Below are 23262 nucleotides of genomic sequence, written 5' to 3'. Positions count from 1 at the left end.
GAGTTCGCCCCTTGCCCCGATCAACACCCGCCCCATCTCCCCCGATCGAGCCTCCCAGCCCGGGCCTGTGGCGTTTGGTCGTTGGAGCGGGGCAAATTACCGGCGGCACCCTGTTGACCGTCACCATGCTGGGCAGCGCCGCCGTGGCCGGAGCCTTGGTGGGCTTGGCCGTTAGCTTCCGCAACCTACCGGACGTGCGGATTCTGCAAACCTACACTCCCAGCGAAACCAGCTATATCTACGACATCAAAGGGCGTGTGCTGGCCAGCTTGCACGACGAAGCCAACCGGGTCGTGGTCCCCCTAAATCAAATCTCGCCCCACCTCAAGCGAGCCGTCATCGCGATCGAAGACAGCAGCTTCTATCAGCACCCTGGCATCAACCCCGGCAGCATCATGCGGGCCCTGGTCACCAACCTGGAGCGAGGGCGCACCTCTGAAGGTGGCTCCACCCTGACCATGCAGTTGGTCAAAAACTTGTTTCTGTCACCCCAGCGCCGAATTAGCCGAAAGGTGGCCGAGGCGGTTTTGTCGCTGCGCTTGGAACAAATCCTGAAAAAGGACGAAATTCTAGAGCTATATCTCAATCAAGTCTATTGGGGCCACAATAACTACGGCATTGAAACCGCCTCCCGCAGCTACTTTGGCAAGGCGGCCGCCGATTTGAACCTGGCCGAGAGCGCCATGCTGGCGGGCCTGATCCAAGCTCCCGAAGATTACAGTCCGTTTCTGAACTTCGAGCGAGCGAAGCAACGCCAGGCGATCGTACTGGGGCGAATGCTGGACTTGGGTTGGATCACGCCCGCCGAGGAGTTGGCCGCCCGCAATCAACCGCTGAATTTAGGTAAAAGCACTTCCTTCCAGTCCAGTAAGCTGCCCTACGTGACCGAGGCGGTGACCCAAGAGCTGAAGAAACGCTTCCGGCGCGAAGATCTGTTCAAGGGGGGGATGCGGATCCAAACTACCGTGGACTTTGATTTTCAGACCATGGCTGAGGCCACCGTCAGCGCTGCCCACGCCCGGATGCGATCGCGCGGGTTGCGAGCGGATCAAGTGGCCCTGGTGGCGGTGGATCCGCGCACCCACTTCGTGAAGGCCATGGTGGGCGGCGTGGACTATCGCAAGAGCCAGTTCAACCGGGCCATTCAGGCCATGCGCCAGCCGGGATCTGCCTTCAAACCTTTTGTGTATTACGCGGCCTTTGCCACCGGCCGTTACACGCCCAACTCCGCCGTGAATGACACACCCGTCAGCTACAACGATGGGGGCGTGATGTATCGACCCAAAAACTACGGGGGCGGCTTTTCCGGCTCGGTTTCGATTCGGCGGGCCTTGGAAATTTCGTTGAATATTCCCGTGGTGCGCCTGGGCCAGGAGGTGGGGCTGAACAAGGTGATTGAAACCTGTCGGCTGTTGGGTTTCCAAAGCCCGCTGGAGCCGGTGCTGTCCTTGCCGTTGGGGTCGGAGGACGTGACCCCGTTGGAAATGGCGGGAGCCTATGCCACGTTTGCCAATAATGGCTGGCATTCGGACACCACGTTTATTGTGCAGGTGACCGACAGCAGCGGGAAAGTGCTCTTAGACAACACGCCCCGGCCGCAACTGGTGCTGGATCCTTGGGCGACGGCAACCCTCACGGATACGCTGCGGGGGGTGATTACCAACGGCACGGCTAAGACGGCCAATATTGGCCGGCCAGCGGCGGGCAAAACGGGCACAACGGACTCAGAGCGGGATATTTGGTTTGTGGGCTATGTGCCGCAACTGTCGGTGGCGGTTTGGGCGGGGAATGACAATTACCGCCCGATCGGCTATGGGGCCACGGGGGGCAGCTATGTGGCTCCCATCTGGCGGGAGTTTATGCTGAAGGCGCTGCAAGGCGTGCCGGCGGAAGATTTTCGGAAGCCTTGGGAGTTCCAAAAGCCCTAGGATCTCTCGGATTCAGGATCTCTAGGATTAGGATCTTGAGGGCTAATTAACGATCTTCGATTTAACGATCTTCGATCGGGTCTTCAAAACCCTGATTCCGCCTTGGCGAGAGGATGGGCCCAAGGGTCCTCATCGGCCTCGTTGAGATTTGAGTTTGATTCTGGTTTGAGTTTGATTGAATTCAGATGCCGCTTGATGCTGCATTGAGACAACCTTGTGGTGGGTATTCGATTTTTTTCGATTTTTGAGGAGTAAAGCGATGGTACGGCGTTTTCTGGGGCGATCGGGCATGGGAGCGATCGGGGCGGTGGCCCTTCTGTATGGCGGTGTTTTGGGTTTAAGTCAGTCCGTGACGGCGGAAACAGCCCCGCCTCGGCCACCGGCCGCTGGCCAATGCCAGTGCGCTTGTCCCTGTGCCGCTGGCCAACAGCCCGCCAGCCCGCCAGCCCGTCCCCAAACCCCCACCCCCGCACCGGCCCGCGCCGTGCCCAACAGCCCCAACACGCGCGCCGAAGCAAACCGGCTGCCCTTGCCAGCTCGTTTTCCATTGCCCGCCTCGCGCTTGGCCCTCAAGGGTGGCAAGGTGACTGTGCGGTTAGTGAATTTCACCAATGCCAAGGTGGCCTTTGAGGTGATTGGCGTAACGGGCGATCGCCTGTTGACCGGTCAGCTAGACTCTCCCGATCGCGCCACCAGCGTTTTGGAGATGTTGCCCACCCCGAGCAATCTGGTGTTATATCGGGCCGATCGGGGTTTTCTGTTGGCTCGCCCCACCGTGACCCCCCAAGGCGATCTGGAGCTGGTGTTAACCGCCACCGACAACATTGATCACGATGTGAACTACGTGAACGTGACCGAACAGGGCGAAGTGTATTTGTACTAAATGGACAGCGGCCCATGGGCTTGACCATTGGCCTTGACCGGCGGACTAGACGAACCAAATCACTGAGTTGGTTTAGTCCATCGGCTGGGTCAATGGTTGAGTACATGGGCTGAGTCAATGGTTGAGTACATGGGCTTGGCTAACGTTTTTGTTGATGAGTTGATGATCGGTTTGATATTTCCTCTGGTTGATTTTTCTGTTTGATATTTCTGTTGATGTTGGTTGCTAGAAGGGGTCGCCAGTCTCTAGCTCGCGGGTGCTGGACTGAGGCAGGCCGATCGATTGCGGACGAATTGCGGATTTTATGAGCAACGAAAATCGTTTGGTAGTGTCAACGGACAGGATCGCCCAACTGCGGGTTGAGTTAGCAGAATATCCCACTGCTTTGGAGGCCCTGGCAGAGATTGAAGATTGCGAAGGCGATCTCGAAGATGCGGCGATCGCCCTGGCCATTCGGGCCGGTCAACAGCCCGATCGCAGTGATGGTTGGTTGGAAGGCTTGGCCAAGCGATGTCGCGCCCGGCTCTGTGTGCAAGAACCGGTTCGCCAATCCCTAGCCCAAGGGGCGATCGCAGCCACCCTGGGCTATTTGGATGATCAGCCCCCCTGTCCGGCCGTGTTGCTGTTGCCCGTGGTTCTGTGGGTCAGCCATCAAGGAGTCGAAACCTTTTGTCGGCCCCTCGATCGACCCAATTTGCCCGAGAGTTAATTGCAAAACATCGAAAAAGCGGTTTTGGGCGTTTCGGCCGCCGCTCGTGGTTGGGGCTTTCGGTGGCGGGCGCGGCTAGTTTCGCCTGAAATCCCCATAATCATTAACAAATCATCCAATCAGCATTCAATCGTCCATAAAATCGTTAGAAAATCATTTAATCGTCTGATCGTCCCTGGTTTTGATCATCCATGATGCTGAAGGGCCGGGGATGATCTCTCAATGGTCAGAGCTGATCATGGATGATGATGATGGAGAGGGTTGCATCGACCAAGGCCAAGGCAAGCTGCGAATTCAGAATTCTGCGTCGCCAACGCCCCGAACCCCGATCGACCCAACCCGCTCAGTGTTTTCAGGATTTTCAGGCCCTGCATATACCTGCGTTTGCATAAGGAGACGATCGTGGCGACAGACAGCCCCAAGGTGCAATTTGGCCCCCAGCGTTGGTATTCCAGCCTCACCATCAACGGCGAAGAGGTGGGATGGTGCACCAGTGAATTTGCTAACCAGTTGTCTGAGCTGTTCGATCGCGAAAAGAAACTAGAAGCGACCAACACCGTGTTGCGCTTAGCTTTCAAGCGCCTTTGCTCCGACATGGTGGCCAAAATGGGCGGCAACTCCCAACAGGTGGGCCAACTGATGTTGCGGTACTTGGAAACCACCATTCGCCCCACCAGCGGCCCCCGTGCCATTGCCTACCTGCTGCGCGATCGCCAAGCCGCCCTGGGCATGGGGAGCCAGGAGTTTGTGCAATTTTGCGATTCCTATCGTCTTTCGCCTCCCGAGCTGAAGGATATTTACGAAGGGCGGCCGATTAATGACGGGCAGCTCAAAAACATTGCCCGAATTGTGGGGCGATCGGCGCAAGAACTGGCCGAAATCCGCGATGCTGGCGGCAGCAGCGACACCGATCGCCTGGCCAAAGATTTGGGACTCAGCCCCGCCGAACTCATGGAGTGGTTAAATCAATAGCCGCAACAAGCAGCCTAGCCGCAGCAAAAAGCGCCGATCGCCAACCATTAATCACTTGCAGGATTTCCACAGGCGATCGTCCCTGAATTTTTACGAATTTTCGCCAAAATTTGGTATTTTCTTTAATTCCATGTCATGGATTGCTCAAAAAGTTTAACCAATCCCGCTCAGGGCTAATGAACCGGATTTTTCTTCGATGATTAGCCCTGATTGGGAATGGGAAACTTAGGCGCAACAGGGGCACGGAACGGGGGTACGGAATAGGAGCACGGAGCTTGGACGACGGTTGCGGCTCGGCCCGATGGGGCCGTAGTCGGGAATGATTGTGGGTTTAATTGAGCAATTTATCAGATATAAGAAAGCCCACCTGATGATCCTGGAAACCCAGCTTTGGTAAAGGTTTCAGGCATTTTGTGCTGAGGTGAATTAGCGGTCGAGGCACAGGAAATTCACCAGACTAGTAGTGGCTATGATGGTGGATATTAAGATTTTCTTCAGAATTCTCAAGAGATCTGATGAGTTACCCATATCCGTTCTACGGTACTACTAGAGGGCTATGGTCAATGCGTAAAATCAGTGCTAAAACCGAAGCTCCAAAGCTTGCCCACGGAACCGTAGAAGCAGCCCTAAAGTTGCGATTTTAAGCCGCAATCTTGAGTTGCAATCTTGAGTTGAGATTCGGGGTCAAGATTCTGAGTCGCGATTACAAGTTGTAACTTGAAGCTGCAATTTTGGGTTACGACTCTTGATTGCAACCTTTGAAAGCCTGAGTTTGATGACCACCGACTGAGTTTGTGCCAATTAGGTTCCATGAACTTAGTTTTCATCATCATGCTGAGACCGTCAAAGATCAGTCAAGATCACTCTGATCATGATGTTTGTTTATTGTTTCGTAATTTGATGGATTGTTTGGAAACCAACATCACGATCGGGAGCATCCCCTGCTAGGTCATCAATTTTTTGGGGTGGTAGCGGTTCTGACCAACCGTGACCAACTGTGATCAGCCTGTGAACCATGCTGTTAACCGTTGTAATCAGCCGCTTGTGATCAATCATTTGCGATTGATGATTTGCAATTCATGATTTTAATGAATTGCAACAATGAATAACTGAAATAAATGACTGAAATGAATGCCTGAAATGAATCATTGCTATTCAAAAATCACCATTAACCATTCAGTTTCGGTTTGATTGCTTGTTAAGCTTCGCCCTTTAATTTGTGTTTTTGAAGCACTAGGGAGGTTTGTGATGTTGGACTGTTGCGATCGAAGGACAGTGGTTCGCCCCCAACGACTCATGCACCGATCGGAAGGGGAATCAGCAAGATTGGTTATGGGCGAAAGTCGATCCGCTGCGATCCTGGATCGATCGCAACCCCTGATCAAAGGAATGGTGATTTTGGCTTGGGGGCTGTTGGCGGTGGTGGAACCCTGGTCTTGGCTGGGTCGGGGCCAGCGCTTTGCCCTGGCCGGTTCTCCCGAGCAGAGTTGGTTACTGCGAGCGGCCGCCCAACAGCCAGCGCCCACCCCTCCAGACTCCGGCGGCCCCAGCCGCAGCCAGGGATCGGGCACACGCTAAGGATTTAGACAATTTCCGCCAGGCTTCGCTGATGAATCTTCGTCCTCAGACTGCTGCCAAGCTCGACATAGCTGTTAATATTGGAAATTGCCTTTTGTCTGGCAATGTCTAAAAGTTTGTTGAGTGGGGCGCGATCGGTGCGCGTGACATCGCTCCTACACCGTAATTGCGCAGTGCCCGAGTGCTTACCCAGCGACCCGCCCATCAACAGCCCAACACACGATATCCTCAACCATGGCTAAGCGAGTTCAAGTAGTTCTGAGCAAAGACGTTAGCAAGCTGGGTAAGACCGGCGATTTGGTAGAAGTGGCTCCCGGTTATGCCCGCAACTACCTGCTGCCTCAGGGGGCAGCCGTTAACGTAACCCCTGGAATTTTGAAGCAAGTGGAGCGCCGCCGCGAGGCCGAGCGCCAACGCAAGATTGAAGAAAAACAACGCGCAGAAGCCAACAAAACGGCTCTGTCTACCGTGGGCACGCTGCGGATTGCCAAGTCGGTGGGCGAAGGCGATGCGATCTTTGGAACTGTGACCACCCGCGAAGTGGCTGACAAGGTGAAGGAATACGCCGGGATCGATTTGGATCACCGCGATATGACCTTGCCCGAAATTAACAAGCTGGGCAAGTACACGGTGTCGCTGAAGTTGCACCCGGAAGTGGTGGCAACGGCGACGATCGAAGTGATTGCCGAGTAGGATTGCCGCCGGGATGTCTGGGCACATCAGCTAGGCGATCGCTCATGGTCGATCGCTGGTGGCCCGCTCTCCATCATGCCTGTCCTGAATATCCTATCCATCGCTCAGATCCCCAGCGGGATTCCGAGCAACTCACGCCCATGGGGGTCTGGCTAGTTCCAGCCCCCATTTCTGTGGCATAGTGCCGATCAGAATGCGCATGGCCCTGAATTTCCTATTAGATTCCCTATTTTCTTTATTTTTGCGATCGCGAACCCATCGATCAAACTTGTTTGCAATATGAGTGAGTCGCTTGATTTTTCGACCGTGAGCGATCGACTGCCGCCGCAAAATATTGACGCGGAAGAGTCGATCCTCGGCGGCATTTTGCTAGATCCGGAAGCGATGAACCGCGTTGCTGAAATTCTGACACCGGAGGCGTTTTATTTAAGTGCCCACCGCACCATTTTTGAAGCCATGCGTGAATTGCACGCCCGAGGCAATCCTACGGATTTGCTATCGGTGACCACTTGGTTGAAGGATCGAGATCTCTTAGAAAAAGTAGGCGGCTCACAAAAAATATCGCAACTGCTCGATCGCACCGTTAGCGCAGTCAATATTGATCGCTATGCCCTTTTGATTGCCGATAAATATGTGCGGCGACAGCTAATTTCCGTGGGCGGTGATATTGCGCAGTTGGCATTTGACAATAGGGAAGAGTTGGCAAAATTGCTCGATCGCGCAGAGCAGCGCCTGTTTAATATCACCCAATCCAAAGCCAAAAACGATTTGACTTCTGCGGAGGTGATTCTCTCGGAAGCATTCTTTGAGCTGGAAAGTCGGGCCCTGGAATCTCAGATGCCGGGACTGAGCAGCGGCTTCTATGATCTAGATGCGATGACTCAGGGATTCCAGCGATCGGATTTGATCATTGTGGCGGGTCGGCCCTCAATGGGCAAAACCAGTTTTGTGATGAATGCGGCTCGCAATGTGGCTGCAATTCATAACCTCCCGATCGCCATTTTTAGTCTAGAAATGTCGAAAGAGCAACTGATGTATCGGATGCTCTCCAGCGAAGCGCAAATTGAAAGCAATCGCCTGCGATCGGGACGGATTAGCGAAAACGAATGGGGGCGAATTGGGTCGGCCATTCAAGGTCTTTCTAATCTGAAGCTTTATATTGACGACACAGCGGATATTTCAATTACAGAAATGCGATCAAAAGCCCGTCGCCTGCAAGCGGAACGCGGCGGCGCATTGGGACTAATTGTGATTGATTACCTGCAATTGATGGAAGGAGGCGGTGATAACCGGGTACAGGAGTTGTCAAAAATTACCCGATCGCTCAAGGCCCTGGCTCGGGAATTAAATGTGCCAATCTTGGCCCTATCTCAGCTCAGTCGTAGCGTAGAATCACGAACAAATAAGCGACCAATGATGTCGGATCTGCGCGAGTCAGGTTGCTTAACCGGCGATACTTTGGTGCTCATGGCTGATAGCGGCCAGCGAGTACCCATTCGTCAACTTGTTGGACGAAAAAACTTCTCTGTACTGGCTTTAAATCCAATTACCTGGAAACTAGAGTCTAAGCGAGTTAGCCATGCTTTTTCAACAGGAATTAAACCGGTCTTCCGTTTAACCACTCGTCTGGGTCGTCAAATTCGTGCAACAGCTAACCACCAATTTCTAACTTTAGATGGCTGGCTGCGGCTCGATTGCTTGCAACAGCGCATGAGAATTGCTCTGCCGCGCCAGCTTGCCCCGAATCAAACTACGACTATCACACAGCCAGAAGTTGCCCTGATGGGTCATCTCATTGGTGATGGTTGTACTCTTCCGCGCCACGCGATTCAGTACACAACAGTGGATTTAGATTTGGCAACCGCTGTTCAAAAACTGGCGGTTCAAGTGTTTGGCGACGATATCCAAGCACGCATTAAACCTGAGCGAAACTGGTATCAAGTCTATTTATCATCTGCCACTCCTTTAACGCATGGTGTTCGGAATCCAGTAGCAGAGTGGCTAGATCAGTTTGGAATTTTTGGATTGCGGTCATGGGAAAAATACATCCCAGAGCTGATGTTTCGTCAGGATGATTTGACCATTGCCAAATTTCTGAAACACCTATGGGCTACCGACGGCTCGATTCATCTCCTGCGTGGGAAAAATCTACGCCCCCTTGCTTATTATTCTTCCAGCAGTTGGCACTTGGCAGAAGGCGTACAAACACTTCTGCTTAGACTAGGCATCAATGCAAGGCTCAAGAAAATTTCTCAGAAGGGTAAAGGGCGAGATCAATATCATGTGGTTGTTACAGGTCATGAAGATCTTTGCCGCTTTGTTCAACAAGTTGGAGCCTATGGCATTAGAAAACAAACTGCTCTACAGTCGGTTTGTGAATACCTTGATTCACATTCTGCGAATACCAATCGAGATGTCATTCCGTCTAGAGTTTGGTCAAACCAGATCTTGGCAATAATTTCTGAGTTTGGAATGACTCAGCGACAATTCCAAAATGCTTTGGGTACTCGATATTGTGGAACGGCACTTTATCAACAGAATCTCAGTCGTGAACGTTTGAATAGAATTGCAGAAGTTCTGGATTCGAGCAGCTTAAAAAATCTGGCTAATAGCGATGTCTATTGGGATGAAGTGGTTTCGATCGAGCCAGATGGAGAAGAAGAGGTTTTTGATTTAACAGTCCCAGAGCATCACAATTTCGTGGCAAATAACATCATTGTTCATAACAGTATTGAGCAAGATGCGGACTTAATCTTAATGCTTTATAGAGAAGAATATTATAACCCAGATACTCCCGATCGGGGAATTGCAGAAGTGTTGCTGACCAAGCACCGTAACGGCCCAACGGGCACAGTTCGTCTATTGTTTGATTCGCAGTTTACGCAATTTAAAAATATGGCTGGCGGCGGTGGTGGCCGCTTTCAGCCCTAGGTGAAACCTGGCTGAAATCTTAGCGAATATTATTGAAAGTCTGATTTTAGATTTTGGCTTTGATCTTGGCTTGAGTATCGGCTTGAATAGCGATCGGGCGGTTGAGGAGCAATGGCAATTCAATGACGGTTTATGCCCAAATTTATGCGGTGGTTCAGCAAATTCCCCCAGGCAAGGTGGCAACCTATGGGCAAGTGGCCGAGCTGGCCAACTTGGCGGGCAAGGCGCGGTTAGTGGGCTATGCCCTGGCACGGGTGGCGGGGGACGATCGAGACATTCCTTGGCAACGGGTCGTGAATGCGCGGGGGGAAATTTCCTACTCACCGTTTCGGCAGGGCAATGATTATTTGCAGCGGGCGTTGCTGGAACGGGAGGGGGTGCAGTTTGATGCAGCCGATCGGGTCAATTTGCGGGTCTATCGGTGGCGGCCGGGGGAGCCTGATGGGCACACTAGCCTTTAGATTTGGATTCGGAAGTTGAACGGTTGAGCAACCGTCGAATTCTGCGTCTTGGGTTGGCTAGTTTTGGGTTGAAACTATGGCGGAGTTGGGGGCAGAGGGGGCGCGATCGCAGCTCCAAGCGGGTTTGGCGGCCCTGAAGCAGGGGCAACCGGCGGCGGCGATCGCCCCATTGGAAACGGCCAGCACCACCTTGACGGGGGCAGAGCAGGCTCGGGCCCAGGCGGCCCTGGTGGGGGCTTATCGAGCTGTGGGGCAATGGACCAAGGCGATCGCCCTTTGTGAATTGCTGCTGAACCATCCCAACCCCCAGGTGCGCCAATGGGCAACCCAAGCGCGATCGCAACTGAAGCCGCCGCCCCCACCGCCGCTCACCCCAAAACCCAAAGCCGCCGAGGATCCGGGATTTGTGCCCCTGGAAGCGGGAAATGCGGGATTTGTGCCCCTAACGGATCCCCAGGCGATCGGGAAGCGAACCCAGGTGGTGCGGGTGGCGTTGAATCCTCATCCCGGATCGCCAGCTTTGGGGTCTCCAGCCTCGGGGTCTTCTGCTTTGGCCTCCTCATCGGGATCTGCGAGCGCTGACCCGGGGACGAATCCGGCGATCGCCCCCGAAACCGCACCAACATCCCCATCGAAATCGGATCTTCCCCCAAGTGCCGTAGCCGGTTCCCCGTCCTTGTCTTCCAATCCCGATCGCCCGCCGGCCGTGATGGCGGTGGTGACAACGGTAGAGACGACTGCACCGGAAACGCAACCTCCGGCGGCGACGGATGCCCAAACCCCCGAACCCTACAGCGTTCAATGGCGCAACGGGGGGCGAGCCGATCGCCGAACGGCTTTGACCCCAAGGCCTTGGGGACAGCGGTTGGTGAGCCAGGCGATCGCGATCGTGCTTTTGGCCTCGATCGTGCAACAGTCTGTCCTGTTGGGAACCGCCACCTATAACAAACTGCTGGATTGGCTGTCGGTTTTGTTGCCTTGGTTGCCGATTTGGGGAGAGGCCACGCCCTACATCACCGATGATCCCTCGGTTTCGGCTTGGATCGCCTTGGGGCTGCTGTTTTTGGGGTTGCCCTGGCTGTTGGATGAGGTGATGCACCGTTGGGGCAGCCAAACGCGCAAGTTCTCAGAACTGTCTGCCCAGCGGCCGGAAACGGCGCGCCTGTTGCAGCGACTGGTGCGATCGCGCAATCGCCCGGTTCCCTATCTCCGGTTGCTAACCACGGATCTGCCGGTGGTGGTGGTCTACGGTTGGTTGCCGGCCCAAGCTCGCCTAGCCATTAGTCAAGGGGCGATCGATGGTCTGAGTGATGGGGAACTGGCAACTTTGGTGGCCGCTCAATATAGCCAGATTGATCGCGGCGACAGTGCGATCGCTAGTTGGGCCACGGTGGTGTTGCTGCTGCCCTATGGTTTGCATCAATGGGCGGCGCAATTGGCGGAAACCTGGCAGCTTTGGCCCGCCAAGCTGGGGGCGGTGGGTTTGTCGGCCCTGGCCTATGGGCTGTATCGGGTGGAGCGTTGGGCCCTGTTTGGTTGGAGTCGATCGCGCCAGGCCGAAGCCGATCGGCTCGGGGCCGCCGAAACAGGGGATCCCAATGCCCTGGCGCGGGCCCTGGTTAAGTGCGGTGCGGCAGTGGCGGAACAGGCGATCGCGAACCGGGCCCTATCCCCTTGGTTGGTGGCGATCGAACTGTTGTTGCCCTTCAGCCCCACCTGCGCCGCCATTGAAGGCAGCTTCCACCCGATCGCGCCCCCCGAACCCCTGTGGGCCTGGGGCCGACGCAATCCCTATCGCACTTGGCTCCAGCTCAATCACACCCATCCGCTCACGGGCCAGCGAATGGCCACCCTGGCGGAATTGGCAGTGCGCTGGCGATTGGAACCGGAATTTGAAGCCAGCGATCGAGCGGCCCAAGACCAACAACAACGTTATCTGCCACCCTTGCCCCGGGCTCGCCCCCTGCGACCCACCACCCCTCAAACCCTGTGGCTACAGTCCGGGCCTTGGGTGGGCATGGTGGCCGGCGTGGGGGTGGCGCTGCTGCTGTGGGTGATTGGGGGATTGGGGCGGCTGTTGAACCACCCGATCGGCTGGATGTGGGCCGATCGCTCCCTGCTGTGGGGCCTGGCCTGGATGGGCTGTGGACTGGGGATTTTCCTGCGGCTGAATGCCTTCTTTCCAGAAATTCGCGGCCGCTTACCCCTGATCTTTAATAATGCGGATGGGCCGCCCTTGGCCAGCGCCTTGGCCGAACCCAACGCTCTCCCGATCGATGCGGTGATGGTGAAAGTATCAGGACGACTCCTGGGGCGATCGGGCTGGGCCAATGGACTATGGCAAGATCTGTGGCTACAAACCCCCAGCGGCCTCTTGCCCTTGCACCTGGCCAGCCGTTGGGGTTGGCTGGGAACCCTGATCCGTCAAAGTCGCCAAGAACTCCCGATCGGCAGCCCCGTGATGGTCACCGGTTGGCTGCGGCGGGGCGGCATTCCTTGGATTGACGTGGAAAGCCTGAATCTTGTGCAGGGTCGGCTCACCAGCACCACCAGCCTGGTTTCACCCGATGCCCATCCCTTGCGATCGGTGCTCCTGGGGGCGATCGCCGTGGCCATCGGTTTCAGTATTCTGATGCGCTATCGCTGGTTTTAGGGGCGAGTTTTACTGGTGTGGCTGCCCTGACCAAGCCCCTTGCAATCAAAACACCGGTAACTCGATCGGGTATCTGGACTTTTGGATCAACATGGGTTATTCTCAGAGGCGATTTAATCTCCGGTAAACCGACTGATTTACTGGAAATTCAATTCGGGGCGTACAATCACCCCACCCCCGATTTTTTTACCCCACCCTGCGACCCACGCTTAAACAGGGTTAATTGCAAGGAGTTTTGCATCGTGACTGTGCCTTTTCGCTTAAATCGCCCCAGCCGCCGCCGCCTGCTTGCCTGCTTGGGCATGGGTTTGCTCGCGAGTGGGATGATTTCCGCCTGCACTGGCTCCAACAATCCCAACGCCAACGGCTCCCCGGCTGCCGGTAGCTCGCCCGCGACGGGCACACCAGCGGCCAACGCATCGGCTGCCAATAACGAACCGATCGAAATTACCTTGGTGTCCTATGCCGTGACCCGATCGGCCTATGAAAAAATCATTCCGCTCTTTGTCGAAAAGTGGCAAAAAGAACGGGGCCAAACGGTCAAAATTAACCAAAGCTATGGCGGTTCTGGCTCCCAAACCCGTGCCGTAATCGATGGTTTGGAAGCGGATGTGGTGGCCCTGGCATTGGGTCAGGATGTGGAAAAAATTGAAAAGGCCAAGTTAATTGAACCCGGTTGGCAACAGGAAGCGCCGAACGACGCGATTGTTCACAAGTCCGTGGCCGCGCTGGTGACTCGGCCGGGCAACCCCAAGGGCGTGAAAGATTGGCCCGACTTGGCCAAACCAGGTTTGAAGGTGATTACCGCCAACCCCAAAACCTCGGGCGGGGCTCGCTGGAACTTCCTGGTGCTATGGGGCGCGGTGACCCAAACGGGCGGCACGCCGGAGAAGGCGGAATCCTTCGTGAAGTCGGTGTATGCCAATGTGCCGATTTTGCCCCGGGATGCGCGAGAAGCCACGGACGTGTTTTTGAAGCAAAACCAAGGCGATGTGCTGATTAACTACGAAAACGAACTGCTTTTGGCCCAAGCCAAGGGCCAAAAGGTCGATTACGTGGTTCCGGCGACGAATATTTCGATCGACAGCCCCGTGGCCGTGGTGGATCAGGTGGTGGACAAACGGGGGACTCGGGAGGTAGCAGAAGCCTTCGTGAAGTTCCTTTACACCCCCGAAGCCCAAAAAGCCTTTGCGGAAGCAGGGTTCCGCCCGATCGACCCGGCCATTGAAGCGCAGTTTAGCGATCGCTTTGGCAAGGTGACCAAACTCTTCACGGTTAAGGAACTGGGCGGTTGGGATGCCATCCAAAAGCAGTTCTTTGCCGATGGAGCTATTTTCGACAAGATCCAAACCAAGCAATAGGTTTTGGGGGGCGATCGCCCACGGATCTCAACGGCTCCAGCGCGATCGCCCCGCACCATTCTCACAATCCCGATTTTGGACGGGAGGCAATCCGATGACTGACCCCATCCACACCAATTCTCCGGTCACGAATTCCCCGATCGACTCAGAATCGGGGCATCGATCACAAGTCCGGGTGCGCATCCGTGTGCCCAGTAACTATCGCCCTGATCCCGTCATTTCCACCATCATTTCCCGGTTTGGGCTGACGGTGAATGTGCTGGCAGCCCTGCTGGGATCTGACCAAGAGAGCGATGGTTGGTTTGATCTAGAACTCAGCGGCTCCAACGCTCAAATTCAAAGCGCCTTGCTATATTTCAACGATTTGGATCTGGAAGTGTGGCGTGATGATGGTGATCCGGACGGAATTTGAGTTCTGAGCTGAACCATACCACCCCGCTTTGATGGCGTTCTGAACCCACTCGATCGCCCTTCCATCATTCTGTTCGACGAGATCCAAACCAAGTAATCGGTTCTTGGGGGGCGATCGACAAGGTCCAGCGGCTAGCCCACTGGATCAAGATTTCGTGCTGATCATACGATCGCGCCAGAGTCTAGCGATGCCGGTCGTCTGGCTCAGTCTTGGTCTTGGGAGTCTTGGATCATTTTTTGCACCGTAGTCACTAGTTCTGGAATGTCATGGTGGCAAGTGTTAAAAATCTGAGCTTCGTCAACATCAAAATAAGTGTGGGCTAGTAAATTTCTGAGTCCAAAAATCTTTTTCCAGGGAATTTCGGGATATTGAACGAGAAATGTTCCTTCTGTTCTTTTGTCAATGGCTTTAAATGCTTCTCCAACCGCAAGCAGTACCATGCAAATAGCATCTAAATTACTGCGTCCAGCCTTGGTTGCCAAGAAGTCTTCGGGTTTTGAGATACAGTTCTTGCCGCAATCACTGGGTACAATAACAGCACTTAGTAAACCAGTTTCTAAGGCACTGTAAATCCACTAGTCGGGCTGCTAGTCTCGTTAATTGTTCCAACACCTCTATAGTTTCTGTTCTGAATTTCCACAAAAAGATTTTTAACTGCGACCACATCATTTTTATAGGATTAAAGTCTGGTGAATACACTGGCAGATATTCTACCGTTGCTCCTACTGCTTCTATCATTTCTCTTACCTCTGGACGATGATGAGAGTTTAAGTTGTCCATGATAGCCACATCACCTACTTTGAGCTGCGGTACCAAGTTTACTTTGATAAACTCCAGAAAGCCTTCCTTTTTCATTGAGCCTTTCAAACCTTTGATTGTTACAACTTCAGTGAAGACAAGCCTTTCAGCTTCTACCTTCAAAATTTGCTGCCAGTAGTCTACACGCTCTGCTTGCACTTCCGCCGTGATTACTTTCTCGCTCCTGTAAGTTTTTTTGAGGCTGATGTCATGTTGCTTTAAAAATCGATGCATCATGCTTGTGTTAGAACTGACACCCAATTTTTTTGAACTTCTTCGCAGTACTCTCGCAATGTAAAATCAGGATTAGTCTCTACAATTTCCAAAATAGCTTCTTCATGCTGAGATAAGATGCTCACCCGCTTCGTACCACACTTTTTAGGTGCTAAGCTTCCAGTGGAGCGATATAGGTTTAGAAGCCATCTGACTGTCTCTGGGCTAATCGAAAATTGTTTTGCTACTTTCCGAATCGAAGTGTCTCCCTTCTCGTAAGCTTCTACGATTTTTCGGCGCAAGTTCAGCGAATAAAGACTCATGAGTTTTCCTGATGACAACTCCACTACACTGATAACTATATCGTGCTATTTGTTATAGGCAAAGGCTGTATCCTAAAAATAGGCGAATGAGTTGGTTTAAGCTGGATTACTGATAATTTTTTATCTAAATTTAGGAATGAACGGATTGATTGGCATGGGAGAGCCAACCCGATCAATCCTGGTATTGGGACTGGCGGCGGTGATTGATTGGCTGGTGGGTGACCCTTGGAGTTGGGTGCATCCGGTGCAGGTCATCGGGGCATGGATCGATCGCTACCGTCGTTGGGTTTGGTCTTTGGCCACTCCCGATCGGGTTCAGCGCTGGTTAGGGGTGGGGCTGGCATTGTCCACGATCGGGGGCGCAGGGGCCCTGGCTGGGGCGATCGGGTCGCTAGCCTGCAAGCTGAACCCCATTTTGGGCTTAGGGGTCGAGGCGGTGATGGTGGCGGCTTGCTTTGCGGGTCGCAGCTTGCGGGATGCGGCGGAAGATGTGTTGGAACCGTTGGCCCGTGAGGATTTGCCGGAAGCGCGATCGCGCCTCAGTCGCTACGTGGGCCGGGAAACAGAGCATCTCGATCGCCCAGAAATTTTGCGAGCTGTGCTGGAAACCGTGGCGGAAAATGCCGTGGATGGCGTGTTGGGGCCGTTGTTTTGGGCCTTGGTGGGTGCTGGGGCAACGGTAATTTTTGGGTGGGGCCCTGGGGCGATCGCAGCGGTGGCATTGGGTTACAAGGCCGCCAGCACGCTCGATTCGATGGTGGGCTACAAGGACTCACGCCATCGGGATTTGGGTTGGTTCAGCGCTCGCCTGGAAGATCACCTCACTTGGTTGCCCTGTCGATTAACCGTGGGATCGATCGCCCTGATTTCAAGAAAGCCCTTGCAGGTTTGGGGTCGCTGTCGGCGGGATGGGGCGCTGGATCCTAGTCCCAATTCCGGCTGGAGCGAGTGCGCCTATGCGATGGCCTTGGGGGTGCAACTGGGGGGCGAAAATCGCTATCGCGGTCAAGTGAAATACAAGCCCCTGTTGGGAGACCCCCAGCGACCGATCGAACCGGAGACCGTGCGATCGGCTTTGGGGTTGACCCGAGTGGTCTTTTTGGGGTGGTTATGCGGGGCGATCGGGCTATTGGCGCTAGGATTTTTGCCATGACCACTGTTTCCCACCCAATCCATGGGGGCAACCTGGCTTGGGCCGCCGCGATCGCCCATTGTGCGCCCTCTGAAATTCTGGACTTTTCCGCCAGTATCCATCCCGGGGGCTTGCCACCCAGCATTTTGGCCGCCCTCACTGCCGCCTTGCCCTCCCTGGCCGCTTACCCGGATCCAAACTACGGCGAATTGCGCCGGGCCCTCGCTCAGCACCACAACCTCGACCCAGATTGGATTTTGCCAGGCAATGGAGCGGCGGAACTCTTGACTTGGGCCGCTCGGGATTTGAGTCAGTTGGCCGCAACCGTGCTGCCCGTGCCGGCCTTCGCTGACTACGGCCGAGCCTTGCGGGCATTTGGGGCCAAAATTGTGCCGATCGCGCCCGTGGAGCCTTGGGTTTGGGATTGGGGCAACTGGCTAAATCGCGATTGCGCCGCCTATGGTTTGGTGCTGAACAATCCTCACAACCCCACCGGGCAACTGTGGAGCCACGATCTTTTGCGGCCCCTTTGCGATCGTTTTGGGTTGGTGGTGGTGGATGAGGCGTTCATGGATTTCTTGCGCCCGATCAAGCAACCCACCGTCGTGAACTGGGTTCAGGACTATCCAAACCTGATTGTGATTCGATCGCTCACCAAGTTCTACGCCATTCCGGGACTCCGGCTAGGCTACGCGATCGCCCAGCCCGATCGGTTAACACGCTGGCAACAATGGCGAGACCCCTGGTCTGTTAACGGTTTAGCCGTAGCCGCCGCCCTTGCCGCCCTTGCTGATCGCCCCTTTGCCGAAAAAACCTGGACTTGGCTGGAATCGGCCCGATCGGAACTGTTTCTGGGTCTACAAGCCCAACCGGGCCTGATCCCCTATCCCAGCGCCGCCAATTATCTATTGGTCAAAACCGCCCTGCCCAGCAATCAGCTCCAGCAGCAAGTGCTACGGCGCGATCGGATCTTGATCCGAGACTGTTCCAGCTTCCCAGAATTGGGCGATCGCTTCTTTCGAGTTGCGATCAGAACCACCGCCGATCATCAGCGACTGTTGCGATCGCTTCAGCAGGCGATCAGATCGCCCCTGAATAGTTGCGAGAAATGATTTTGTCAAGTCAATCTTTGCGATCAGTAGCCTAGGCTACCAGTTCACAAAGCGCTGCATTCCTCATTAACTGGGAAATTCAGCGCTTTGTGTTTTTTCAATAAATTCAAATTTACAAACAGCAGTATTTAAAGATTTCGTGAATATGCGTGACGTTTTTCTTCATTCAAATTAGTTTGATGGGGTCAGCAACTAACCCTTAATACCCATCAAAACACTATGCGACTCACCATATCTGCGGCCATTATTTCAATTGCAACAGCGATTGCCTCGGCCAATCCAGCGGCTGCTTTAACACTGCTAAATAGCTCTGGCTCTTGGGGCACTCCATCGGGAACACCCTTTTATGGCTTCCAGACGGTGGGCGCTGAAAACCAAGTTCGGTGGGGTATTCCAGCAAGCGAGGCCGGCCCCAGCGGACTGGGATTTACCGGTGTCGGTGCAACGCCCATCACCCTCGGCAGCATTTTTCAGTTAGGAACTTTGCGGCATTTCAACAACCCAATTTATGATGCAGCCAACTCCGTTGGGTTATCAGTAACGCTCGATTTTGCAGAAATTGCTGATGAGATCTTTAACTTCACAATGAACATTGACGAGACCACGAACTCGGGCACTTGTTCTTACTTCAGCGTGACCCCTTGTGCGGACAAAATCAGTTGGAATAACGCCTTGGGCGATCGCTCCTTCTCCTACGACGGCAAGGAATACACCCTTGAGCTATCCGGCTTTAAGCTTTCGCCCGATGGTGAGTTAGTGTCCGACTTTATTTCCCAAGAAGGCGGAACTAGCGAAGCCTATCTCTATGGTCGAATTCGTGAAGTGCCCGAAGAGCGCAGCACACCGGAGCCGTCGCTCATGTTTGGCTTAGCAGGATTCGCCGCTTTGGGTTTGCGTCGCCGTTGGGTCAATTCCTAGGGATTTTGTCACTGTCTCAGTGCTCTGTAGCTCTGGGAAACCATAGATTCAACATCACATTTTTGGTCTTTGCTTAATTGGGTCTTTGCCCAAAAAACACAGTCCAGAAAAGTAGAGACTACAAAAAGGGTCTCAAGCGTTTAATCATTTGCTTGAGACCCTTTGGAATTTTGGAATTTTTCTGGAACTTACGAGTCTGTCATTAACCAAGAGACAGACTCTAAGCTTTTATTCGCCAACGGGAGCGAAACGGTTGCGATCGTTCATCTTCACGGGCGCGTCGGGACGGGGACGATTGGGGTTCGGGCGGCGATCGCCACCCCCACCAGCACCCCGACGACGGGAGCCACCCCCGTAGTTACGGCCACCGCGATCGCCTCGGCCACCGCGATCGCCCCGTTCGGGACGCTCAGTTTCAAAGTTATCGTCACCAAAGACCCCTTCAACTTGCCAAGCGGGCCGTTCCATGTCGTAGAACATTTGCAGCGCTGCCGCCGCCACTGCCCGAGGATCGTACTCCTCACCCAGTTGCGACACGATCGGCAGGAACGAGGCCACCCGATCGCTGGTCAGCGCTTCCTTAACCCGGTTCTTGAGGCGATCGATCCGGCGCGCTTCAATCTCGGCACGGGTTGGCAAATTCACCGGCTGCATCGATTGGCGCGTGTGCCGCTCAATCTGCCGAATCCGGTAACGCTCCAGGCTGTAAGACAGGGTAATCGCACGCCCCGTTCGACCTGCGCGGCCCGTCCGACCAATCCGGTGAACGTAATTTTCCAGGTTATCGGGCAGATCGAAGTTGAACACGTGGGTCACCCGATCCACATCCAAACCCCGAGCAGCAATATCCGTCGCCACAATCAGCTTCAACTGCCCCCGACGGAAGCGCGTGATCAGGCGTTCGCGTTGGGCTTGGTTCAGGTTGCCATGATATTCATCGGCGCTGTAGCCAGCCGCTTGCAGTTGCACGGTCAGTTCCGCAGCTCCCTGCTTGGTGCGCACGAAGATCATCGCCGACTCAGGATCTTCTAGCTCCAAGATCGGCAGCAAGGCCCGGATTTTGTTGCAGCCCCGGGGAACCGTATACAGCACCTGTTCAATTCGGGTGGGAGTCGCTTGGGGCTGCTCCACCGTCACAAACACCGGATCCTTCAGGAAGTTCGCCACCAGACGACGAATCGTCGGACTCATCGTTGCGGAGAAGAAGGCCGTTTGGCGCTCGGCGGGCAGCGAGCTACAGATCTTTTCAATGTCCTGAATGAAGCCCATATTCAGCATTTCATCGGCTTCATCCAACACAAAGTAACGCACCTGGTCGAGGCGCAAAGCACCGCGATCCATCAAGTCCATTACCCGACCGGGCGTGCCGATCGCAATTTGCGCACCCCGTTGCAGTTGGCTGATTTGCCGATCAATCGATTGGCCACCGTAGACCGTCACGGTTCGCAAACGAGAACCAGGGCCCACAAATTTCTCGATCGCCTGGGAAACCTGTAACGCCAGCTCACGAGTTGGGGCCAGAATCAATGTTTGAACAGTGCGATTGGCATCATCAATCTGCTCCAGCATGGGCAGCCCAAAGGCCGCCGTCTTGCCAGTTCCAGTTTGAGCCAAGCCAACCACATCTTTTCCTTCGAGCAAGGCGGGAATCGCGCGTGCTTGGATGGGGGTGGGTTCAGTAAAGCCAAGGGTTTCCAGATGAGCAGCACGGGTTTCCGAGAGGCCGAGGCTTTGGAAGGAAAGGGTCATGAGTACGCTTCGTAACGGATGAACAACCAAAACCCAATCTCGCAGTTAGCCCCGAAAACCCGCAGCACGATCTAGATTGCACGGCTGGGAATCTTATTTGAATAGCGGTCGTCTGTGTTGCCGCAGAGTCAATACGTCCTTTCTGATGGGATGACGCGTTGACCCTAACCGCACGATCGCCCCCCGAGCAAGCGGGGCAGATTAGGCAAAATTGGGCGCTTTAAACAGTCAGACGAGTGTTAACTCGTTCTTTACTTAAAATAACTTAAAAAATGGCAATACGATCGCAAATGCCCTAGATTTTTCTGGGATCACGCCATGTCAGGAAACCGCGCGATCGCCCCAAACGCTTTTCTAGCTAGAGATTCCACAACAACTAGCACCAAAATTCTTGGGCAGGCAGACTCCTCTAGGCTCCCCAAAATCTCCCCCTGCTATGGTTAGCCATCAGTCGAGAAGCATCCCCTGGTCAGCAGCGAGGGAGATAGTTTTACTACGGGTCTACCAAGTTTTGCGGCTCCTTGTTCACCGTTCCTCGGTTTAAAACTTCCGTTTTGACTGCTGCCAAGCGACAAGTAGTCTGTTGAGTTGCTTTCCCCAGCTCCGTACTCAGATTCGTTTCTCCAGCCTCTGGCGCATCCTGAGAACAACTGCGCCGGTCTAGACCATAACGTCCCTCGGGGTTACCTCGAACAGCCAGGATCACCTTCTGGTTTTGGTTACCTTTGTTTTGTTGCAGCTCCTGCAAGCTTTCAGCGGAGCCTGTTTCATCCAAAACGCAGGCATAGACACTACGAACGCCCTCAAAGTCGCCCGTCAATGAAGCCAAGCTTGGGGTTACCTGGTACTGTACCGGACATTCTCGTTCCGCACTCAGCGTTTGATCCCGCGTATCGTCTACAAAATCCACCAATGCCTGAATCTGCCTAGAATCAAGCTTCGGTCTATTGCTATCAGGCCAATTACCTTCAGCCGTTTTCGGCCAAGTTTGCAACGTCAAACCCAAATTTACATCTAACGGATCATTGAAGGGATCTTGATCATTACCAGCATCATTAAACCGCTTGAGAACACCTCGCGAGATTCGAGCACGACCATCCCACTTATTATCCTCATTACCCTTATCTAAGAAGTAAACAACCAGAGTGTAAGTCCTACCTGATAAGCTGTAGTCGCTACATTTGTCCGAATTGCAACTCTCAGGAAGTGGCTCCAGCTTCCAAAAAGCAATCAACGGAAGGCTGTCTTTAGGCGGTTCCAAGCCTCCATCGCCACCAAATAGACCTGGACAATAATCAGTTTCTCCGGGAGAAGATTGCCCCTCCCATAGGCATTTACCGGTGTAGACATAAATCGCTTCCCGAAGTTCATTACTCATGAACTCCGCAGCAATTCCCATATCACGCATAGTTTCTGATCGTGCCAACTCTCGGCGGTTGGTCGAAACCAGTTCCACCACAATTCCTAACAAACCTGAAATAATCAGCCCTGCAATCAACGCTGAAATTAGCAATTCAATCAGCGTAAATCCAGATGTTTGGGTTGAATCAAGCTGACGGTTTTGGATTGCGCCTTTGCGTTTACTCACAAATCCAGGATCATAAGCCAGTTGGATCGCTTGATAACGGCGCTTAACTCGTTTGAGGACTCGTTGAAGGGTAATCATGGAGTTTCTTCACCACTTGTTTTCGTCTTACAGTCTTCAGCCCCTCCGTTGAGGAGATAGCACATTTTTTCGTAAGCACCTTTGGTGTCCGAAACGGCCAGTTGTGTGTAGAGCACTGCCAAGGGCTTGATTCCCTGCTCACCCGTGCCACTGGTTAGTTGCAGAGAAGCTGCTTTAATGTCCAGGGGCTGAGTTCCGCTCCGAATGGGCTGATAAGCCCAAACCCGCACCCCCAGCCGAAAAGCCACAGGAATGAGACCTACACCACCTTGAATAGCAGTTTGATCAGATGCGGGGCTACGAAATGTCTGCACCGCGAAATCGGGCAAGCAGTCACCGTCCACATCTACTGGCCGCAACTCCAAAGCGCCCACGAACGGCACGCCTTTATCACAGCTATTCCGGGTAGACTCCAGATTTTTTAAATCGGGAACCCCCGAAGGTGCTGGCGTTTTTTCAAACTCATTGCCTCCGTTACTGCTTTCCTGGGGCAGGAGAGACAAATCACTACGAACATCTCCCCGCTCCATGGTGACGCGCACTTTGTCCACTTCACCCTGGGCTACTTGAATGGCCTGTTCTGCCCGGTTGCTCTGGACTCGCGAGGCTGTTGCCAGAAATAGGGGAGGCGTGATCGCCACCGCCACCACAGACATCATCACCAAGGCCACGATGCATTCCAGCAACGTCAGCCCAGATTCTGAGCCTGAGATTTGGGACTGCCTGCGCCAGCGGCGAACCCAGTAATTGAACGCGGCGTTAGACATGAC

Annotated in this window: 18 protein-coding genes and 2 pseudogenes; 14 read left to right on the top strand and 6 right to left on the bottom strand. The window is 54.1% G+C overall.

Annotated elements, in window-relative coordinates; genetic code table 11:
- Positions 1–65 precede the first annotated feature (65 nt).
- From H6G53_RS07635 to H6G53_RS07585, 11 genes are all read left to right on the top strand, one after another.
- Positions 66–1928, top strand: a complete 1863-nt coding sequence (locus H6G53_RS07635; RefSeq protein ID WP_347278284.1) for a penicillin-binding protein 1A — start codon at positions 66–68, stop codon at positions 1926–1928.
- 259 nt (positions 1929–2187) lie between these two features.
- Positions 2188–2811 (top strand): hypothetical protein, encoded by a 624-nt coding sequence (locus tag H6G53_RS07630; RefSeq protein WP_190527715.1) that lies wholly within the window; start codon positions 2188–2190, stop codon positions 2809–2811.
- Positions 2812–3139: 328 nt separating this feature from the next.
- A complete protein-coding gene (locus H6G53_RS07625; RefSeq protein WP_234406971.1) occupies positions 3140–3520 on the top strand; it encodes a hypothetical protein in 381 nt (126 codons plus the stop codon).
- Positions 3521–3922: 402 nt separating this feature from the next.
- On the top strand, positions 3923–4492 hold the full coding sequence (locus H6G53_RS07620) for a hypothetical protein (RefSeq protein WP_099533807.1): 570 nt from the start codon (positions 3923–3925) through the stop codon (positions 4490–4492).
- 1332 nt (positions 4493–5824) lie between these two features.
- The gene (locus H6G53_RS07615; RefSeq protein ID WP_190531809.1) at positions 5825–6070 is read left to right on the top strand and encodes a hypothetical protein; all 246 of its coding nucleotides are present in this window, start codon (positions 5825–5827) and stop codon (positions 6068–6070) included.
- 234 nt (positions 6071–6304) lie between these two features.
- Positions 6305–6763, top strand: a complete 459-nt coding sequence (rplI, locus tag H6G53_RS07610; protein ID WP_099533812.1) for a 50S ribosomal protein L9 — start codon at positions 6305–6307, stop codon at positions 6761–6763.
- A gap of 279 nt (positions 6764–7042) precedes the next feature.
- Positions 7043–9694: a replicative DNA helicase gene (locus H6G53_RS07605; protein WP_190531807.1), complete on the top strand. Its 2652-nt coding sequence runs from the start codon at positions 7043–7045 to the stop codon at positions 9692–9694.
- Between the two features lie 122 nt (positions 9695–9816).
- A complete protein-coding gene (locus tag H6G53_RS07600; protein WP_190531805.1) occupies positions 9817–10155 on the top strand; it encodes an MGMT family protein in 339 nt (112 codons plus the stop codon).
- Positions 10156–10231: 76 nt separating this feature from the next.
- Positions 10232–12808, top strand: a complete 2577-nt coding sequence (locus tag H6G53_RS07595; RefSeq protein ID WP_190531803.1) for a M48 family metalloprotease — start codon at positions 10232–10234, stop codon at positions 12806–12808.
- Positions 12809–13110: 302 nt separating this feature from the next.
- Positions 13111–14169, top strand: a complete 1059-nt coding sequence (locus H6G53_RS07590; protein WP_190531856.1) for a sulfate ABC transporter substrate-binding protein — start codon at positions 13111–13113, stop codon at positions 14167–14169.
- 94 nt (positions 14170–14263) lie between these two features.
- Positions 14264–14581: an NIL domain-containing protein gene (locus tag H6G53_RS07585; protein ID WP_190531801.1), complete on the top strand. Its 318-nt coding sequence runs from the start codon at positions 14264–14266 to the stop codon at positions 14579–14581.
- Positions 14582–14784: 203 nt separating this feature from the next.
- Here the strand turns inward: H6G53_RS07585 and H6G53_RS07580 are convergent, their stop codons facing one another.
- The 3 genes and pseudogenes from H6G53_RS07580 to H6G53_RS19215 all read right to left on the bottom strand — a co-directional run.
- Complete coding sequence (locus tag H6G53_RS07580) at positions 14785–15063, bottom strand: DUF86 domain-containing protein (protein WP_190531800.1); 279 nt, start codon at positions 15061–15063, stop codon at positions 14785–14787.
- Positions 15064–15100: 37 nt separating this feature from the next.
- A pseudogene (locus H6G53_RS19220) lies at positions 15101–15448 on the bottom strand (transposase); the annotation flags it as partial.
- A 24-nt stretch (positions 15449–15472) separates the two neighbouring features.
- A pseudogene (locus H6G53_RS19215) lies at positions 15473–15915 on the bottom strand (IS630 transposase-related protein); the annotation flags it as partial.
- 136 nt (positions 15916–16051) lie between these two features.
- Between H6G53_RS19215 and cbiB the strand changes: the two are divergent.
- The 3 genes from cbiB to H6G53_RS07560 all read left to right on the top strand — a co-directional run bounded on the left by cbiB (position 16052) and on the right by H6G53_RS07560 (position 19077).
- A complete protein-coding gene (cbiB, locus tag H6G53_RS07570) occupies positions 16052–17068 on the top strand; it encodes an adenosylcobinamide-phosphate synthase CbiB (protein WP_242030802.1) in 1017 nt (338 codons plus the stop codon).
- A complete protein-coding gene (gene cobD / locus H6G53_RS07565) occupies positions 17065–18159 on the top strand; it encodes a threonine-phosphate decarboxylase CobD (protein WP_190531798.1) in 1095 nt (364 codons plus the stop codon). Before cbiB ends, cobD begins: the two co-directional genes overlap by 4 nt.
- A gap of 219 nt (positions 18160–18378) precedes the next feature.
- Positions 18379–19077, top strand: a complete 699-nt coding sequence (locus tag H6G53_RS07560; protein WP_190353716.1) for a THxN family PEP-CTERM protein — start codon at positions 18379–18381, stop codon at positions 19075–19077.
- 228 nt (positions 19078–19305) lie between these two features.
- Here the strand turns inward: H6G53_RS07560 and H6G53_RS07555 are convergent, their stop codons facing one another.
- The 3 genes from H6G53_RS07555 to H6G53_RS07545 all read right to left on the bottom strand — a co-directional run bounded on the left by H6G53_RS07555 (position 19306) and on the right by H6G53_RS07545 (position 23259).
- Positions 19306–20826: a DEAD/DEAH box helicase gene (locus tag H6G53_RS07555; protein WP_190353717.1), complete on the bottom strand. Its 1521-nt coding sequence runs from the start codon at positions 20824–20826 to the stop codon at positions 19306–19308.
- A 493-nt stretch (positions 20827–21319) separates the two neighbouring features.
- Positions 21320–22492, bottom strand: a complete 1173-nt coding sequence (locus H6G53_RS07550; RefSeq protein ID WP_190531796.1) for a PilW family protein — start codon at positions 22490–22492, stop codon at positions 21320–21322.
- Positions 22489–23259 (bottom strand): prepilin-type N-terminal cleavage/methylation domain-containing protein, encoded by a 771-nt coding sequence (locus tag H6G53_RS07545; RefSeq protein WP_190531794.1) that lies wholly within the window; start codon positions 23257–23259, stop codon positions 22489–22491. Before H6G53_RS07545 ends, H6G53_RS07550 begins: the two co-directional genes overlap by 4 nt.
- Positions 23260–23262 lie beyond the last annotated feature (3 nt).

The organism is Limnothrix sp. FACHB-406, assembly GCF_014698235.1.
Lineage (GTDB): Bacteria > Cyanobacteriota > Cyanobacteriia > CACIAM-69d > CACIAM-69d > CACIAM-69d.
The sequence above is the reverse complement of the archived record's forward strand: the minus strand, read 5'-3'. Positions and strand labels throughout refer to the sequence as shown.

Coding starts and splice junctions, on each gene's coding strand:
- H6G53_RS07630 (WP_190527715.1), top strand. CDS start 2,188: ATGGTACGGCGTTTTCTGGGGCGATCGGGCATGGGAGCGATCGGGGCG.
- H6G53_RS07615 (WP_190531809.1), top strand. CDS start 5,825: ATGGGCGAAAGTCGATCCGCTGCGATCCTGGATCGATCGCAACCCCTG.
- rplI (WP_099533812.1), top strand. CDS start 6,305: ATGGCTAAGCGAGTTCAAGTAGTTCTGAGCAAAGACGTTAGCAAGCTG.
- H6G53_RS07605 (WP_190531807.1), top strand. CDS start 7,043: ATGAGTGAGTCGCTTGATTTTTCGACCGTGAGCGATCGACTGCCGCCG.
- H6G53_RS07600 (WP_190531805.1), top strand. CDS start 9,817: ATGACGGTTTATGCCCAAATTTATGCGGTGGTTCAGCAAATTCCCCCA.
- H6G53_RS07595 (WP_190531803.1), top strand. CDS start 10,232: ATGGCGGAGTTGGGGGCAGAGGGGGCGCGATCGCAGCTCCAAGCGGGT.
- H6G53_RS07590 (WP_190531856.1), top strand. CDS start 13,111: ATGGGTTTGCTCGCGAGTGGGATGATTTCCGCCTGCACTGGCTCCAAC.
- H6G53_RS07585 (WP_190531801.1), top strand. CDS start 14,264: ATGACTGACCCCATCCACACCAATTCTCCGGTCACGAATTCCCCGATC.
- cbiB (WP_242030802.1), top strand. CDS start 16,052: ATGAACGGATTGATTGGCATGGGAGAGCCAACCCGATCAATCCTGGTA.
- cobD (WP_190531798.1), top strand. CDS start 17,065: ATGACCACTGTTTCCCACCCAATCCATGGGGGCAACCTGGCTTGGGCC.
- H6G53_RS07560 (WP_190353716.1), top strand. CDS start 18,379: ATGCGACTCACCATATCTGCGGCCATTATTTCAATTGCAACAGCGATT.
- H6G53_RS07555 (WP_190353717.1), bottom strand. CDS start 20,826: ATGACCCTTTCCTTCCAAAGCCTCGGCCTCTCGGAAACCCGTGCTGCT.
- H6G53_RS07550 (WP_190531796.1), bottom strand. CDS start 22,492: ATGATTACCCTTCAACGAGTCCTCAAACGAGTTAAGCGCCGTTATCAA.
- H6G53_RS07545 (WP_190531794.1), bottom strand. CDS start 23,259: ATGTCTAACGCCGCGTTCAATTACTGGGTTCGCCGCTGGCGCAGGCAG.